Below are 17,100 nucleotides of genomic sequence, written 5' to 3'. Positions count from 1 at the left end.
CTGCTGGGGACAGCGCCACGAGCGTGACGCAGGACATTGAGCTGCCGACGAGCGGGGCAAGCGGCACGACGATTACGTGGTCGAGCAGCGACTCGGCTGTGGTGGGCACGGACGGCACGGTGACGCGTCCGGCGTACACGGAGAGTGACGCGAGCGTGACGCTGACGGCGACGATTAGCAAGGGTACGGAGAGCGATACGCAGACTTTTACAATGCGCATCATGGTATTGCCTGCACCACCGCCAGTAGCGGGAGAAGATGATGATCACGACAATGAACCCGATGAGCAAGATGAGGAAAACGAACAAGAGAGCACGGGGCGCTTCGACCTGATCATTAATGGTGAGCAGACATCCGTCCTGGCTGCAACGAGGACCGAGCAACAGAATGGACGTCCGCTCTATCTCATTCGCCCAGTCGATGAAGAGCAGTTCCTGTCCATTGTGGAAGCATTGCCGGAAAATACGACGATCCGAATCGATGCTGGTGAACTAGAGCCAATGAGCGACGTGTCAATTGAATGGAGCTACGACGCAACCCGGCTGCTGGCGAACAAGGGCATTAACCTGGTCGTGCAAGCACCAGGAGCCACGCTACAGCTCAACATAAACGCGATCCCGCTTCCCGACATGCAGGAGGAGGGGCAGGACGCGCAGACGGCCCAGCTTCGCATTGCGATCGGCATGCTGTCGGCCAACGACACCGCATTGCTCGATGGAGAACTGCCGGGCGAGCAGATCGGCGAGCCTGTGCGGCTGAGCATCGCAATCCTCCAAGGCGGAACACAGCAAAGTCTTTCGAATTGGCGTGCATATGGAATGCTATCGCTGCCGTTGCCGGAAGGGGATGCCAGGGAACTGACGCCCACGATGGTATGGCTTGGCGAGGACGGTACGCTGCTCCCGCTGCCGACCCGGTCGGCAGGTATGCGGGTGGCTCAGGCGCACAGCAGGTTGGATGGGGTGTTCGCGCTGATCCACCATACTCCGTCCTTCGAGGATATCGAAGGGCGCTGGAGCGAAGCGGATATCGCGGATATGGCAGGGCGCCTTATTATCCGAGGCGCATCAGCCGAGGCGTTCGAGCCGCAGCGTGCGATTACACGCGCTGAGTTGACAACGCTGCTGATTCGGGCGCTGGGCATGCCTGCGCGCGGAAGCGAGCAGTCCTTCGAGGATGTGAACGGCGACGCTTGGTATGCAGATGCGATCGTAACGGCTGCGGCAATCGGGCTTGTCACGGGCGGTCCCGACGGCAGCTTCCGTCCGGACGCCCCGCTGACACGCGAGGAAGCGTCCGTCATGCTCTCGCGGGCAATGGTCGTCATGGGCACCGATTCGGCGCTTAGCGAACAACAGGTGGGCAGCCTGCTATCGGGCTGGAACGATGCCGGGCAGATCGCGCCATGGGCGCGGGAAGGCATGGCGGTGCTGCGCGCATGGGATATTCTGCGCGGCGATTCTGTCGGCGCTGTCCGTCCGGACGCCGAGCTGACGCGCGAGGAGATGGCCGCATTGCTGCGCAGGATGATGCAGGCGGCAGGCTGGATCGACTAATGAAGAAGCGCAACTCATGAAGAAGCTCACCCCGCGCCCCTTATAGGTGAATTTTGATTCGGGGGCGTGGGAGTGAAAATTAAAATCTGGAGGAATCACGTTGATCAATACTAAAGGGATGCGGACTATTTTTTTGTTAGCCATAATGTTGGCCTTTACCCTCTCGCTTGGAACAGTGGCGCAGGCAAGCGGAATTCGTCTGATTGTGGATAGTCAAGTGGTCGAGGAAGATGTAGCGCCGGTTATGGTTAACTACACGTTATTGGTTCCGATGCGCTGGGTGGCTGACGAGTTGAATGCTTCGCTCGAATGGGACAAGACGACGCAGACGGTTACGGTGGTAAAGGGAGACACCCGAATTGAGCTGACCATTGGAAGCGATACGGCCAAGCGCTGGAAGCAAGATGAACTGACAGAAATCATGCTTTTTGCGCCTGGCCAGCTAATCCGTGGACGGGTAATGGTACCTGTGCGCTTCTTGTCAGAATCGCTAGGTGCCGCTGTGCTGTGGAGTCAAGAAATGAAAACAGTGACCATTACATCGAATCCTGATTCGGGAGCTGACGAACCAGCGGAGCCAGGTCCCCAGGGACCGGCAGGCCCGACTGGACAGAGCGGACCCGAAGGTGAGAAGGGGGACCGGGGGCCATCGGGTCCCACCGGTCCGAAAGGAGACCGGGGAGACGACGGTGCACCTGGCACAGTAGGTCCCGCAGGGCCGCAAGGTGAGCAGGGTGAAGCCGGCCCTGCGGGGCCAAAGGGAGACCAAGGAGATATTGGACCCGAAGGCCCGACAGGTCCGACAGGACCACAAGGTCCGGCGGGCGAGCAAGGCGAAGCAGGTCCGGCAGGTCCGCAAGGTCTGGCGGGCGAGCAGGGCGAAGCAGGCCCGGCAGGACCGCAAGGTCCGGCGGGCGAGCAGGGCGAAGCAGGCCCGGCAGGACCGCAAGGTCCGGCGGGCGAGCAGGGCGAAGCAGGTCCGGCAGGACCACAAGGTCCGGCGGGCGAGCAGGGCGAAGCAGGCCCGGCAGGACCGCAAGGTCCGGCGGGCGAGCAGGGCGAAGCAGGCCCGGCAGGACCGCAAGGTCCGGCGGGCGAGCAGGGCGAAGCAGGCCCGGCAGGACCACAAGGTCCGGCGGGCGAGCAGGGCGAAGCAGGCCCGGCAGGACCGCAAGGTCCGGCGGGCGAGCAGGGCGAAGCAGGCCCGGCAGGACCGCAAGGTCCGGCGGGCGAGCAGGGCGAAGCAGGCCCGGCAGGACCGCAAGGTCCGGCGGGCGAGCAGGGCGAAGCAGGCCCGATAGGATTACAAGGTCCGCAAGGCGAAGCAGGCCCAGCAGGCCCACAAGGCCCCGCGGGCACAGGCGGGTCGGCAATCATTCCATTTTCCTCGGGAATGCCCATTACGATGACCACCATTTCTGGCGGATTGAGCGGCCAGATGGGGATGCTCGGATTCGGCAGCTCGGATCAAATTTCGGCAAGCGGCGGTGCCATCGATCTGACCGGAGCATCAGGCGTAAATATTAATTATGCATTCTCTGTTCCTCGTAACGGAACGTTGACGTCCATGTCCGCCTTTTTTAGCACCACGAACGCTCAAAGCTTGGTGGGCACGACGATTACGGTGCAAGCTCAGCTTTACAGTTCCGCATCCGGAAACACCTTCCTACCGGTGCCGGGTGCTGCTGTGACGCTTGCTCCCTCCCTAACCGGCGTTTTGACAATCGGTACGACAAGCAATGGCAGCACGACAGGACTCAATATTCCAATCACGGCAAATACGCGATATTTACTCGTATTCTCAGCTACTGCAACAGGTATCTCGTTGACAAATTCCATTCCTGGATACGCAAGCGCTGGTATCGAGATTTCGTCCTAACTATCGAATCGAAAACCCCGGAGGAGCCTAGCTCCTCCGGGGTTTTCGTTGAATAGCATGCAAATGCAACTAAGGATCCTTCACGAAATAACCAAAGACAGCTAATCCATCACGTAATCCATCAGGCGGGCAAAGGGACTCACCTCAGCTAACGGTTGCGAGCGCGCTTATTTCGATCGATTTCAGGGGATTTCCAGGCTAGCGGTTGCCACAGCGCTTATTTGGCCTCAATTGCGTTTTTTCGATGGATTTCAAGAAAATAAGACCTGTGGCAACCGTTACAATTCAATCGGCGCTTTTCGGGGCTCGATAGCCGCTGTGGCAACCGTTAGGTTCGTTGGCGGATGGTGAGGAGATAAAGACGGTTTCAATCGCACCAGGTTATTCTGTGATGGACACTAAGCACGCATTGCCTAGCGGTGAGAGGGTCGACCGCAAAAGAGGCCCTCTCCGTTGTGATCTGTAACGGACAAAAATGTCCATTTCAACGCCGATTGCCCTTCATGCACATTGTAACGGACACGTTTGACCGTTAGCGGGCTCCGGCGTCTGTGTTCATGCCAAAATCTCGTTCTAATGGACAAAAATGACCGTAAGAACGAGATTTTGCTGGATAACTAGCGCTAACGGACAAAAATGTCCGTAAGAAGCAGAGCCGTCGAGGCGCGCACCTACGCGCCCCCACGCCCAGTCCGGCCAACAGCACCGCCAGCACGAGCAGCGACTTGAGCGGCGCCACCAGCCCGAACAGCGCCAGGAATTGGACATACGCCAGCAGCAGAGCGAAGTCGAAAACAAAGCAAAGCGCCAGCTTGATCATCGTACCGAGCGAGAGGCTGCCGATTCTCATGCTTCGCCCCCCACCCGGGTTCCGCATTCGGAGCAAAATTTGGTGCCCGGCTCATGCTCGTGTCCGCAGCCCGGGCATTGCAATTTTTGCATTGAATTGCCGCATTCCGGGCAAAACTTGGCGCGGCCGTCCACCTCGGAGCCGCAGGCGCCGCATTGCGCGCGGGCAGGTGCCAGCTTGCCGCCGCAATTGCCGCAAAATTTGTTGCCGGCTTTGTTGGCATGCCCGCAGGACCCGCACTCCACAGTCTCCTGACGGGGCTGTGTGGTGAACACGCGCTCCGTGGATTGGGCGAACGCCTGCCCGACAGGGCCGCCGATGCCCAGTCCGAGCCCCGCCGAGGCCAGACCGCCGTCGCTCTCATTGCCTGCCGCCGTCTCCATCACGTCAAACGAGCGCTTGACGCTGTAGCGATGGTCGCCGCTGATGTCAAAGGCGGCGCGCTCGCCGAGCAGCTTGTTGATTTTGTCGAAATCCTCGTCCGGGAAATTGATCGAGGACAGATAGAAATTGACGATTTCGATGCCAAACCGGCTAAATTCATCCGAGACGCTCGCTTCGGCCGCTTTGGACAGCTCCTCCAGCATCGGCGCGATTTCCAGCACGGATATTTTTTTGTTGATGATCGTGTCGGCGATCAGCGTCTTGATCTTGGTGACGGTGACACCGCGATAATAATCCAGCACCATATCGTACTTGACGACCTCGCGGTCGCCGAGCGCGCCGATCAGCTCGGTCAGGAAGACGCGGTAGTCGGATATGCGCATGCCGAATTGGCCAAACGCCCGCACCCGGAGCCGGACTTTGTACTTGGGATCGATCAGGCTGATCGGGTCGCTGGTCCCCCAGAGCAGGTCGAGCTTGACGGTGCGATTGATGAAGAAGAGCTCGGCCTTGAACGGCGTTGTATTCCCGAACGGAAGGTTGATTATCGATTGCAGGATCGGGATGTTCCCGGTATGCAGCGTGTATGTACCCGCGCCCAAAAAATCCATGGCCTTGCCGCCCTTGAAAAAGACGGCAATCTGGCCCTCGCCGACGATCAGTTGGGTGCCGATGACGAAGCTGTCGCCGGGGTACCGGTAGACCAGCCAATTCCGCTTGGCGATGCAGTAAAATTTCACCACGTCAATGATAGCCAGAAGACCACCTCCTTAAAGCGTTCTACTTCTTTTTTCCATATCTCGTATACGTCCATTCTATCGTTCCTAATTCCGGCAATAAAAAGTTCGGATTTTCGCAAATCACGGCAGTTATGCAAGTGTGATTCTGCATATTCGTAAAATCCTCTAATAACCATAGAATCTTGCATTGCTTCCCCGTTTCGCAATTCTCTAAGCTAGATTGTGGGGAAGTCCGAAGCTAAGGGAAGGATGAGAAACGCATGCAAAACTGGGACATTCGGCTCGCTTCGCAGGTGGAGGCGCCTGAGCTGGCGATTGCGCCGGACAAAAGGCTGCCGTTTGGCTGGCGGGCCATTCCGGTTCAAGCATCAGGCGGCGCTGCGACTGGGCTTTATTGGAAAGCGGACGCAGATGAATGGACGGGCACAAGCGCTCGACTGCGCGTCACAGTCGCACTGGACGTACGGGAGGAGAAGCGGATTGAGGTCCTTCTGACCGAATCGAAAACGGCAGTAGGCGAGCTGGATATTCGATATGCTTATGTATTTCAGCCATTCGAGCTGCTGCTTGATCAAGCCGCGGCAACGGCGGCACTTCGCGAAGGGCTCAGCCTGCGCATGACGAAGGGCGAGCAGCCGTTGTGGCTGTTTTTTGAGCCGGCGGCGCCGCAGCCCTCGACCTTGTACGTGCCGCATCTGCTCCTGGATTCGGGCGTTGCACAGGAGGGGCGACTGGATGCAGGTGCAGGGAGCGCGGCGGCGCGGCAACCGCATCCACAACCGCAATCGCAACTGCAACCGGGCGAGACTGAGGCGCGTCGGGAAGCCTTCCTGACACGTATGCTCTCCTACGATTCCATCCAGGAGTACTCCTGGATGGGCGGCTGCGTGCTGGACGGCCTGCTCGCCTTGACGCGCTGCGCTTCGCTGCCGGCTGGGATGGCGCCACAGGCGACGATCGAGGCGCAGCTGGCATTATTCTACGATGCGCATGGCGGGCTGCGCTACGAGAACCCGCGCAGCGAGCCGATGGATGGCCGTGTGTGCAATATTGAGATGACGCTGCCATTCGCCATCGTCGCCCAGGTGTGGCCGGATCACCCGTCCCTGGCGGTTGCGCTTGACTTCTGGCTCGGTCGGGCAGAGGCGGACGAGGAGAACGTCATTCAAGACGGGGACACGCTGTCGGCGGAGGGCTCGTATACGATCGCCTACCCGCTCGCCGTACTGGCGCGGCTGCGCGCCGACGGCGAGCTGGCCGAGCTGGCGGGCGGCAGCTATTGGCGCGACGGGATCGACTGATCGATGACGCCGGACATTTGCACCTGCGCTATATGCGGGATGGACGCCGGACGTTTCAACATTGGGCGCGCGCCTATGCGTGGTATATGCTGGGCTTGACGCGCGCGCTGACGGAGCTGGAGCAGTTGCCGGAGGAACTCCGTCCGGACGACAGGACGATGGCCGATCTGCGTGCGGAATGCGTGCGCATCGCCGCCGTGGCGATGCGCCATCAGCGCGGCGACGGGCTCTGGTCCTGCTTCGTGGACGATCATACGGTGGCGCCCGATACGTCGGGTAGCGCCGGCATCGCAGCCGCGCTCGCGGCGGGCGCTCGTGCGGGCCTGTTGCCGGTCGATTGCGGCGCGTTGGCGTCGGCAGAGCGCGCCTTCGGCGCGCTGCTGGAGCATCTCACCCCTGACGGGCTGCTAACCGGCGTCTCGCAGAGCAATCGAGGCGGCGAGGCGCTGCAGCGCGGCGACTACCGCGTCATTTCGCAGATGGGGATGGGTCTGCTGGCTCAGCTGTATGCGGCGTTGCGCTAGCGACTACAGGCGCCCGATTATCGGGCGCCTGTAATTGCGTCGGTGAGAATATCGATTTGCTGCTCCATTGCGACCGGGTCTTCGTTATAGAGCAAGTCAAAGTCGATTTCGTACACGCGATCGTTTTGCACGGCCTCAAGACTTTTCCAAATGGCGCTGTCCTTGAGCGTTTGCTCGGTATCCTCCCCGTCGAAGACGGTCAGGATGATGTGGTCCCCGGCGAAGCTGGGCAGCGCTTCTCTGGAAATCGGGCTGCCGGCATTGACCGCATCGCCTTCGATGATATCGCGGAGCACGCGCTCCTGCGGCTGCAACTGCAGCGCCTTGTACAGAATATACCCGCCCATGTTGATGTCTCCATATACGCGCAGCTCATCGCGCCATACGGTGAAGATCGTAAACGTTTCATCGGGGGCGACATGCCCGGCGATTTTCTGCTGCGCCTGCTCGACTTTCGCTTCGAAGTCCGCGATCCACTGTTCGGCTTCCTCCTGCTTGCCCAATATATCGCCAAACACTTGGACGGAGTTGATCGGATCCGGGTACAGCTCCACCCCGATCGTCGGCGCAATTTTGCTGAATTCCTCGTAGCTGTCGTTGTGCCCGTACAATACGATCAGATCGGGCTCCATCTCCAGCACCTTTTCCAGATTAGGCGTGCTGCCAATGTCCTCCGTGCCGTCCGGTTCGATGAACGGATGGTTGTTCAGGACATAGCTGGTCAGGCCGATCGGCTTGACCCCGAGTGCGACCATGTCCCCGTAGTACCAATCGGAGACAATGCGCTTCGGTTCAGTCGGAATCTCCGTCTCGCCGGATACATGTTCGTAGAGCCTCGTGGCCGGCATGTCTTCGGTCTCGCTCGGGGCGTCGCTTGCCGCCTCGCCTTCCGACTTCTGCGCTCCGTCCGGTGCGTTGCCCCCTGTAGCGTTGTCTGCTCCTTCTTCCTGTGCTGTGCTTGACGCTGACTCGGTATTGGCATTGGTGCTGCCGCAGGCGCCCAGAATGAAGGCAACGGCCAGCAGCATGATGCTGAGCCTCGTGATGGTGGTGGCGATGTGCATACTGATTCTTCCTCCCGGCTATTAATGATAATGATTATCATCATCGATAATAGCAAGCAACCGTCATTTCGTCCATGTCCAATACGGCCGGATTCATTTGGACTTTTGATCCCGCTTGCCCAGCAAATCGAGCAGTTCGGCCAGCTGCAACTCGATCGCTGCAGGGCCATAGCCGTACCATTTCGTCATATCGACGACAAACATATGCCCGTTGCGTACCGCGCGCAGGTTGTTCCACACCGCTTGCCGCATGACCGTTTGGGCCCGGAGCCGTCCGCCGGCACTGTTTTCCACTGCGACAATCATATAGTCGGCATCGAGCAGTTCGAGCTCTTCCATTTCCATTTCGCGCCATTCGCAGTCTTCTGCGCCAGTCCCCCGCATACTGTCCGGCGGACGCAGAGCGAGCGAGTGGTAGAGCAGATCGGCGCCCATATAGCCCGAGCCATACAAGGCCATGCGGCTCTCGCGGATATTAAACATCGCGATCGTCGCAGGCGGACCGAGAAGGCGGTGCAGCTGCTCTTTCGCCTGCTCCAGCTTTTCGCCGAAGTGCTGCAGCCAGCGCTCGGCCTCGCGCGTCTGATCGACGATATCGGCGACCATGCGGAAGTGGTCGCGCCAGCCGATTCCTTTCCAGGGGATCTGCAGCACCGGGGCAATCTTGCGGAATGCGTCCAGATCCTCGCCGCCCAGCTCGGCATGGATGATGACGTCCGGACTCTTGGCCTCTAGCAAGTTGTAGCGTTCCTGTCGATGCCATCCCCAGTCGATGGCGTGGCATCCCTCTACCGCGAGCAAGTGCGGGTACTGACACTTCAGCCATGGATCGGCCAGCGCCACGGCGGGGGATATGCCCAGCGACAAGAGGTCGAGCGTATAGGCATGATCCATGGAGGCGATTGTCTTCGGACGCTTGAGATAGACAGACGGGGCTACGCCGACCGTCTGCTTGAATTTGCGGCTCAAGTAAAATTCATCCTTGTATCCGACGCGATGGGCGATTTCGCTCAGCTTGCGGCGCGTACTGAGCAGTTGCTCCTTCGCCCTGCGCACACGAATATCGTTGACGAACTGCACGAAGCTGCGGCCTGTCGCTTCCTTCAAGCCGGAAGTGAACGCTTTGAGGCTGAGACCGAAGATGCGTGCCACTTGTGCTCTTGTCAGCTTGCTTGCATAGTGGCGTTCGATATAGGCGACAGCTCCCTCTATCGCGGCATGCTTGTCGTCCGAGGGAGCGGCTGACGAGGAGAACCGATCGCGTATGCCGTCGAGCAACTCGTAGAGCATCCTCCCGGTTGACACATTCGCGTCAAGACGGCTGCGGGCAGGCGCGGCGGCTGCCATTACGAGTTGGCGCGCGAGGCTCACTTCTTTTTCCCCGATCTCAGCGAACCAAGAGGGCAAGCGAGACGCCTGGACGGGAAGTTGAATAAGGCGGCGGCGGCCCGCTGGCGCTGGCACTTGCTCCTGAAAAGCGTCATACGTGATCAGGTGCGCCCGCAGTTGTTCAGACGGGTCGCTCCGGAGCTCCCATGCATCGCCTGCAGAGCCGACTAGCATCCGGGCATACTGCAGCTGGACCGGGGTCGACCTCCGAACCAGCTGCGCCGAGCCGAATCCGGCCGAGACGATGAGGATCGTGTGATGCTCCAGCAACAAGCGAACGGATTGCTTGGGAGCCACGGTCAGCGAACGAGCTTCCGTCAGTGCAAAAACAGCCGGCGCTTGATTCCACATTGCATTCCCTCCATAACCTCGTATCGTGCCATTTAAATGATAGTCATTCTCATTATAAGAAATTCGCATGCGGTCAGACAAGCCAGTCTAAATAAAAATATTGCGCAGCGGACTGGGATGGGCGCCTGTCATTGTGAGAAGGACAAAAAAAGGGGTAAGCTTAGAGTAGAATAAAGGAGGAGAAGCTGCTTATGAAGCACCATTTTCGGACCCGCACGTCCATTGAGGCCCCGATCGAAGACGTATTCGCTTTTTTTTCAGCAGCCGGGAACCTGGAGCGCATCACGCCTCCTTCGCTTCGTTTTCAAATTTTGACGCCCTTGCCGATCAAGATGGAGGAGGACGTGCTGATCGAATACAAGCTGCGCATCAACGGCATACCCGCGAGGTGGCGCACCCGGATTCCGGTGTGGAACCCGCCGTACGAATTTGTAGACGAGCAATTGAGCGGCCCGTATAAATCGTGGGTGCACACACATCGATTCCGGGAAGAGGACGGACGCACCATCATGGACGATCACGTGGAATATTCGCTGCCCTTTTTTCCGTTCGGACTGGTCGCTTATCCGTTTGTCAGGGCGCAAGTCGAGGCGATTTTTGCCCATCGCGCGCATGCGATCCGGGAGCGCTTCTCCGGGGAGTAGCCTATCCCGCTACGCATAGCGGACCTGCGGTTCAGATTCGTACCAGCGCTGAAAGCCGTAAATGACGATGGCCTGACCGGTCATGATGAGGAATGTCTCCCATCTGGTCAAATTGACGAACGTGAAAATATCGATCCAGGCCAATAAATCGTCCAATAGGTACACGGTGGACAAGTCCAAGGCGGCGTTGACCAGAAAATAAAGCCAAGCGCTCCGAAAGGTCAAATGAAAAATCCAGAGCGTGCTCACAAAAAAGACGCCGAACATGATCGGGACGTTGGTAATATGCCCCCAGGGCACAATCGTCCTCCCGATGCGCCACCACTCATACACATACCCAAGCTCGTACAGGTTCATGGTCAAAACAGTGGTGAACAAGGCTACCGGCAAATAGCGCTTAAAGGCTTCGCGACGCATGAAATACAAGGTGAACCAAGGCAAAATCAACCCGCTCCAAAGCAGCAGTTGCATCCACATCTGGCAATCATCCCTTCAGAGAGTACTACCCCATAAGATGTCCGTTATGCCAGAAATTATCACGGGGAGCGAGAGAGATTCCTGTTTCAACTTGAACGGAGCCGGTGTAAATGGAAGGCAAGGAGGCGATGATGATGAACCCCATCTACAAACCATTTTCCAATGACGAGGAAATTGTAAATGCCGTGCAAAGCCTGCAAAGCAAAGGCGTAGACGAGGACGATATCTATGTCATTGCACACGATAAGGACCGTACGAAACGGGTGGCGGACAACGCGGATGCCAACACGGTCGGCATGAAGGAGCAGGGAATGGACACGCAGGTCAAAAATGTCTTCCGCAGCACCGGCGACAAGCTCCGCGCCCAGTTCAAGGAGCTCGGGTTCTCGGAGCCGATGGCCGAGGAGCTGGAGGAGAAGCTGGACAAGGGACAAGTCATTCTGGTCGTGAAGGACGCCCGTCCCGGCTTGGCAATCTAGCTGAACGAACAAGACTTCACCGAAGCTTACATGCCAATAGCCCGTTAACTGGAGACAAGCCGCGTTGCCTTCGTTCGCTTGCGAAGACGACAAGGCTTGTCTTGCGTCTATTGGGAATGAAACGCACCGCCCATCGGAGGAGCCGGTTGTCAAATCTCGCGGGACAATCTGCGTCGAGTCGGGCTAGTCCAGGAGCGCAGGCAGCTGTCGATAGATCGTAATGACTTCGTCAATCGGCATGCGGACGAGTCCGCTCGAGGAGGGCGCGACAAAATCAAGCACGCCAGGTACGACGGGGCGCGTCTGGACGCCCCACGGAATCGGCCGGCTCGCGGTCAACTGCTCGTAGACGCCCTTGCCGACGTAGCAGGCGACGCGCGGACGATAGCGGTTCAGCTTCTCGGCGAGCAGGCGAGCGCCCTCGCGGTATTCCGCCTTGGTAATCTCAGCGGCAGTGCGTGTCGGACGAGCGACAATATTGGTGAACCCGTAGCCGTAGGCGGCGAGCAGATCGCCGTCCTCTTCGGGACGATGCCGGTGAACGGTGAGGCCTGCTTCATGCAGGATACGCCAGAAGCGGTTATGCGGATTGGCGTAATGGTGGCCGGTCTCGCCCGAGCGCAGACTCGGGTTGAAGCCGACGAACAGCAGATTCATGTTCGCGCCAAGATGATCGGGCGTGCTGCCTCGCATCGCGTATCTCACTTCCTTCCTTCTCTCTACTCTACTCCCTTCATATACTGTGGGCAAGGGATGCGGCGAGCGAGCTTCTCGGAGCCCGTCGATGTCTATCCATCATATATCCATAAGCTCGGTTCAAAAATCCATTTACTTGCGCCCTCGTCGTACTATAATGAAGGAATGATAACGCTATCATTGGAGGGGAAGACATATGCCGAATCATGTTGCCTCGCTGCTCGTTTGCGGGGCTACCTTTCGAGGGTTGGCTGCGGCGGCGGCCGCGGCGCAGGCCGGGCTCGACGTCATCGTCATCGAACGAAGCGCCCTGGTCGGCCATGAATATATCGATGCCTTCCATCCCGGGAGCCGCTACGGCGCGCCCCGGACGGCACTGGCTCGTGCGTTCCAGGCCGATGCGCGCGCCCGCAATCTGCAGGAGGAGGGCGGCCCGCTCCATCTGCCTGCGCTTCATCCGCTGCTGTGCGCGCTGATCAAGCGAAGCGGACTCGATGTGCGGTTCCTGACCGAGCTCGTCGGCATCACGGCCGGGGAGGAGATCTATCGCATCGAGATCGCGGATGCGGCCGGGCTGCACGAGCTGAGGGCGAGCCGCATCCTCGACACGACCAGCACGCGCCTCTCGACGCCAGGCGAGCCTGCCTGGCCGGATGCGGCGCGGCTCAATGCTTATGTGCATGGCGGAGCGTCGACCGACGGGCAGGCGTCACCGGCGGCGCTTCCGCCGCTGTTCGACGAGCGGCTGCAGGTGCGGCAAGGGCGCTACCCCGCCGAGCGCATCGTCGGGCTCGAGCTCCCGCCGACCAGCAGCTGGCAGGAGGCCCGGGCCGCGCTGTATTCGCTGTGGGCGAGTCGGCCCGAGGCGTGGCGACCGTGGACGATCGCCGCCACCGCCGGCGCCTTCGAGGTCCGGCCGGCGCAGACCGCGCAGCGGCTGCACGAGCGCTGGACATGGGAGCCGTCAGCGGCTGCGGACAATCCGCTGGCTGCGCTCGACGCGGGCGCGCGATTATTCGGGACCAGGGAGGCGAAGGGGCATGCAACTGTGTCAACTGAGAAATAGCACCCGGCATGTGGAGTCGGTAGCCGAACCGCAGGAGACATGGGATCTGATCGTCGTCGGGCTCGGCACGGCGGGCGCGATCGCAGCCGTTGCCGCCGCGCGACACGGGCTGCGTGTGCTCGGGCTCGACCGCCATACGGTCATGGGCGGCGTCGGGACGGGCGGGGCCGTCATCGGCTATTACTTCGGCTCGCGGGGAGGCGTGTACGAGCGTCTGGACGAGCAAGCGCGCGCCACGGAGCAGGAGGTGTTCACGCCGTCCCACGGCGTCAATGCCGAGGGCAAGCAATACGTGCTGGAGCGCGAGGCGCTGCAGGCCGGCGCTACGCTTCGATACGAGACGACGATCACAGGCGTGCTGCTGGAGGGGCGCACAGTGAAGGGACTGGCCTGCTTCTCGCCGGAGCGCGGCTCGTACACGGCGGGCGCCCGCATCGTCATCGACGGCACGGGCAACGCCGAGCTGGCTCGCTGGATCGGCGCGGAGCTGCGCGGCGGGCGGGCCTTCGACGGGCAGCCGCAGCCGTTCTCCAATCCGCTCGTGCGGCTGGACGGCAAGCGTGTGCGCGGCTTCTATACCGACTCGGGCTACGTCCGGCCGGAGCAGCCGGCGAGCATGTCTGCTGCGATTGTCGATTCGGCGCTTCTCTCTACCCACTTACGCGATACGTACACGGAGGAAGAGCGTTTCCTGCGCGTCGCACCGCAGCTCGGGGTGAGGGAGGGCCCGTTCATCGTCGGGGAGGACAATGTGACGCTCGCCTCCTTCCTGGACGACGACTATACGCGCGAGCCGGTCTTCATCGCGTATTCGAATATTGACAATCATAGCAAGGACGTCGCCTTCGAGAGCGACCTGCAGCGCGACTGGACGGTGGTGGCGGGCCTGTGGGGGCTCAAATTCACGGTGCCGATCCCGCTGGGCGCTCTGATTCCGCAAGGCTTCGACGGCTTGCTCGTCGCCGGACGTGCTCTGGCGGTCGACCACGATATGGCCTCCTGCGTCCGTATGAAGCGCGATATGCAGCAGTGCGGAGAAGCGGCGGCTGCAGCGGCCTATCTGGCGATCAAGCGCGATCTGCCGCTCGCCGAGGTGCCGTATGCTGAGCTGGCTCCGCTGCTCCGGGAGAGCGGGTGCCTGCCTGAGCGGCACAAGGTGTACTTCGAGCCGCGGGTGGCGGCGGGCGAACCGGCGCCGCCGGCGATCGAGTGGCTGACGGAGCCGGAGGACATCAGGACGGGGCTGGCCGGCGACAAGCCGGGCATCGCGATCTGGTCGGCGCGCAGACTGGGCGAGGCCATCCGCCAGCATCTGCGGCAGTGGCTGCAGACGGAGCAAGGCGGTCACCTGCAGCGGCACAGCGCATTCGCGTTAGCGCTGCTCGGCGACGAGGCGGCCGCGCCTGTGCTCCGCGAGATGGTCGCCGAGCGCGACCCGTTCGTGCCGCGCACGAGCCTCAAGTATAACCAGGTGCGCGGCTATACCGCAGTCTACCTGCTCGGCAAGCTGGCGGACCGCGAGGCGGCGTCGGAGCTGATCGCGCTGCTGCATACGCGCGAGGCTTTCCGATTCGACGACGCCAATCGGGAATTTCTCTCCGATGAGCGGGATCTGCGCTTCCAGTATGTCTCCAATGCGGTGACGGCGCTGGCGCGCATCGGCGATCGTCACACCGATCTGCGCGACCGAATCGCTCGCGCCTTCGCGCGCTTCCGGGACGAACTGGACGGCACGCTGATCATTTCCTTCAAGGGCACCTCGGAGATCCGCCACGTCATGGACGACAAGCTGGCGCACTATACACGCCAGGCGGCGGCGCGCTGGCGGGAGGAGCGGGACCACGCGCATGCGGCGGCTGCCGCTGACCGGATGGCGGCGACCTCGTCCACTGTCGCGGACGAGGATGCGGGGCGGCGCCCGAGCCGGGTGGACGGCGTATGATGCGGCTCGACCCGGACGCCTTCCCGCGATACACCGATTACGATCCGCTCGTCCCTGTCTGGTGCGTCACACCGGGCGAGGGGCGCTGCATCCATCGCTTCTTCGACACCGATCCGGTCAGTCCGTCCGGTCGTTACCTGGCCGTGCTGCGGCTGCCGCGCGAGGATCGGCTCAATCGGCCGGGCGAGGCGGCGCAGGTCGTGCTGATCGACCTGCAGACTGCCGAGCAGCGCGTCGTCGCCGAGACCTGCGGCTGGGAGACGCAGCTGGGCGCCAATCTGAATTGGGGACCGGACGACATGCTGTATTACAATCAGGTCGACACAGCCACGTGGACGCCGCATGCCGTGCGGCTGGATACGAAGACCGGACAGATGCGGCGGCTGGAAGGCGGGGTCTACCGGATCTCCCCCGACGGCCGGACGATTCTGTCCGCGGCGCCGGAACGCATGCGCCGCACCCAATACGGGTACGGCGTCGTTCTTCCCGATGCTCGCGTCCCGCGCAATCGCGGCTTGGCGGAAGATGACGGCCTGTATGCCACCGATACGCAGACGGGCGAGCGCCGGCTGCTCGTTTCCATTCGCGAGGTGTTCGAGCGGGCCGGCATTGCAGAGCGGGACTACGCCTCTGGCGAGTGCTACGGCTTTCATTGCAAGTATAATCCGCAGGGGGATCGGCTGTTGTTCACGATGCGCGCTTATCGGACTGATGACCCGCAGCCCTGGAATCGGATCGCCCAGGGGCTCGACTTTTGGGTCGTGACGATGAGGCCCGACGGCAGCGAGCTCGCGGTGGCCGTCGGGCCGGACCAGTGGCGCAAGGGCGGGCATCATATCAACTGGTTCCCGGATGGCGAACGGCTGTCCATGAATCTGGCCATCGACGGCGAACGGCGGCTCGATCTGGCAGAGGTCCAGGCAGACGGCAGCGGACTGCGCCCAATCACGGGACTTCCCGGCTCCGGCCATCCGACCGTCCATCCGGACGGTCGGCACATCCTGACCGACACGTACGAGCGCGAGCCTGCCGCCTTCGGCGACGGCACGGTGCCCTTGCGGTGGATCGACATACAGGCGGGGACCGAGCGCACGCTTGTCCGGGTCAATGTCGCCAATCCGGGCACCGCAGTGTCTTCGGCGCTGCGGGTGGACCCGCATCCCGCCTGGACGCGGGACAATCGGCACATCGTGTTCAACGGCTTCGTCGGCGGCACGCGCCGCGTGTTTATTGCCGATCTGGGCAGTATGCTCTAGAGGGTACCGCGCGCTGCGAGCTGCGTGCGGAATGGGCCGGGCGCTGGACAGCCGAGTGCGCAGGGGCCGCGTGCGAAAGGCTGAATGAGGAGCGCCCGGGTGCGGACGCCGCGTTCGGGAGCGGGGCGGTGTGCAGCTGTAATGGACATCAGCGAAGCTTAGAGTCATTTTGCCACCTCCCCGGCCTATATAATCCCCGCTAAGCGTTTCGTATGACCGTTAGACGGAGAAAGACATCGGAAAACCGCGCTAAGGCGCTCCCATGTCCATTACAGGGTTCACCTGTACAGAGGGGGGCATCGACGGGCTGGAGGAGATCAAGCCGGAACGAGCATGCCGTATGGAAGGGACTTCCTGCGGTTCAGCAGAATTTACATTTGAGTGCAGCGGCAACGCAGGGTTACGGCCCGCGTTGTCGCTATTTTATTTTTTACCGGTTCCAGACAGAGTCGCCCGGCGTCTGAATTTTCGCTGCACTAGTCAGACCCCCTTCATTGTGTTA

The 17,100-nt window shown here is 61.0% G+C and carries 15 protein-coding genes; 9 read left to right on the top strand and 6 right to left on the bottom strand.

All coding sequences use genetic code 11. The annotated features are described in order from the left end of the window. Together IDH44_RS21765 and IDH44_RS27035 are read left to right on the top strand one after the other, a co-directional pair. On the top strand, positions 1-1,556 hold a 1,556-nt coding region (locus IDH44_RS21765), incomplete at its 5' end, for an S-layer homology domain-containing protein (protein ID WP_190920927.1). A 100-nt stretch (positions 1,557-1,656) separates the two neighbouring features. Further along, positions 1,657-3,435: an exosporium glycoprotein BclB-related protein gene (locus IDH44_RS27035; RefSeq protein ID WP_263364402.1), complete on the top strand. Its 1,779-nt coding sequence runs from the start codon at positions 1,657-1,659 to the stop codon at positions 3,433-3,435. A 532-nt stretch (positions 3,436-3,967) separates the two neighbouring features. Here IDH44_RS27035 and IDH44_RS21755 read toward each other — a convergent pair. Then, on the bottom strand, positions 3,968-4,285 hold the full coding sequence (locus IDH44_RS21755) for a hypothetical protein (protein ID WP_190920926.1): 318 nt from the start codon (positions 4,283-4,285) through the stop codon (positions 3,968-3,970). Beyond that, entirely contained in the window at positions 4,282-5,412 is a 1,131-nt protein-coding gene (locus IDH44_RS21750; protein ID WP_317890234.1) for an SPFH domain-containing protein, read from the bottom strand. The genes IDH44_RS21755 and IDH44_RS21750 overlap by 4 nt, the downstream gene beginning before the upstream one ends. 257 nt (positions 5,413-5,669) lie before the next feature. On the opposite strand from IDH44_RS21750, the gene IDH44_RS21745 reads away from it, so the two are divergent. Beyond that, complete coding sequence (locus tag IDH44_RS21745) at positions 5,670-6,710, top strand: hypothetical protein (RefSeq protein ID WP_190920925.1); 1,041 nt, start codon at positions 5,670-5,672, stop codon at positions 6,708-6,710. Beyond that, positions 6,689-7,234: a glycoside hydrolase family 88 protein gene (locus IDH44_RS21740; protein ID WP_190920924.1), complete on the top strand. Its 546-nt coding sequence runs from the start codon at positions 6,689-6,691 to the stop codon at positions 7,232-7,234. The genes IDH44_RS21745 and IDH44_RS21740 overlap by 22 nt, the downstream gene beginning before the upstream one ends. A gap of 17 nt (positions 7,235-7,251) precedes the next feature. Here IDH44_RS21740 and IDH44_RS21735 read toward each other — a convergent pair whose 3' ends face one another. Next, complete coding sequence (locus IDH44_RS21735) at positions 7,252-8,298, bottom strand: ABC transporter substrate-binding protein (RefSeq protein ID WP_190920923.1); 1,047 nt, start codon at positions 8,296-8,298, stop codon at positions 7,252-7,254. A 93-nt stretch (positions 8,299-8,391) separates the two neighbouring features. After that, positions 8,392-10,038, bottom strand: coding sequence for a helix-turn-helix domain-containing protein (locus IDH44_RS21730; protein ID WP_190920922.1), 1,647 nt, complete (start codon positions 10,036-10,038; stop codon positions 8,392-8,394). Between the two features lie 191 nt (positions 10,039-10,229). Between IDH44_RS21730 and IDH44_RS21725 the strand changes: the two genes are divergently transcribed. Then, on the top strand, positions 10,230-10,682 hold the full coding sequence (locus IDH44_RS21725; RefSeq protein ID WP_190920921.1) for an SRPBCC family protein: 453 nt from the start codon (positions 10,230-10,232) through the stop codon (positions 10,680-10,682). 9 nt (positions 10,683-10,691) lie between these two features. Here IDH44_RS21725 and IDH44_RS21720 read toward each other — a convergent pair whose 3' ends face one another. Next, positions 10,692-11,159, bottom strand: a complete 468-nt coding sequence (locus IDH44_RS21720) for a hypothetical protein (RefSeq protein WP_190920920.1) — start codon at positions 11,157-11,159, stop codon at positions 10,692-10,694. A gap of 110 nt (positions 11,160-11,269) precedes the next feature. Here IDH44_RS21720 and IDH44_RS21715 point away from each other — a divergent pair, with 110 nt between their 5' ends. Further along, positions 11,270-11,638 (top strand): general stress protein, encoded by a 369-nt coding sequence (locus tag IDH44_RS21715; RefSeq protein WP_397326823.1) that lies wholly within the window; start codon positions 11,270-11,272, stop codon positions 11,636-11,638. Between the two features lie 183 nt (positions 11,639-11,821). On the opposite strand, the gene IDH44_RS21710 is transcribed toward IDH44_RS21715, so the two are convergent. Further along, positions 11,822-12,331, bottom strand: a complete 510-nt coding sequence (locus IDH44_RS21710; protein WP_190920919.1) for a mismatch-specific DNA-glycosylase — start codon at positions 12,329-12,331, stop codon at positions 11,822-11,824. A gap of 199 nt (positions 12,332-12,530) precedes the next feature. On the opposite strand from IDH44_RS21710, the gene IDH44_RS21705 reads away from it, so the two are divergent. From IDH44_RS21705 to IDH44_RS21695, 3 genes are read left to right on the top strand one after another with little or no spacing between them, the layout of a single operon-like run. Continuing rightward, complete coding sequence (locus tag IDH44_RS21705) at positions 12,531-13,400, top strand: FAD-dependent oxidoreductase (RefSeq protein ID WP_190920918.1); 870 nt, start codon at positions 12,531-12,533, stop codon at positions 13,398-13,400. Continuing rightward, positions 13,375-15,342, top strand: coding sequence for an FAD-dependent oxidoreductase (locus tag IDH44_RS21700; protein WP_190920917.1), 1,968 nt, complete (start codon positions 13,375-13,377; stop codon positions 15,340-15,342). Before IDH44_RS21705 ends, IDH44_RS21700 begins: the two co-directional genes overlap by 26 nt. After that, positions 15,339-16,598, top strand: coding sequence for a TolB-like translocation protein (locus IDH44_RS21695; protein ID WP_223869920.1), 1,260 nt, complete (start codon positions 15,339-15,341; stop codon positions 16,596-16,598). Before IDH44_RS21700 ends, IDH44_RS21695 begins: the two co-directional genes overlap by 4 nt. The last annotated feature ends 502 nt before the right edge of the window (positions 16,599-17,100 follow it).

The organism is Paenibacillus sabuli (assembly GCF_014705605.1).
Lineage (GTDB): Bacteria > Bacillota > Bacilli > Paenibacillales > Paenibacillaceae > Paenibacillus_D > Paenibacillus_D sabuli.
Note: the sequence above shows the minus strand (reverse complement) of the source record. Positions and strands in the feature narration are given on the sequence as shown.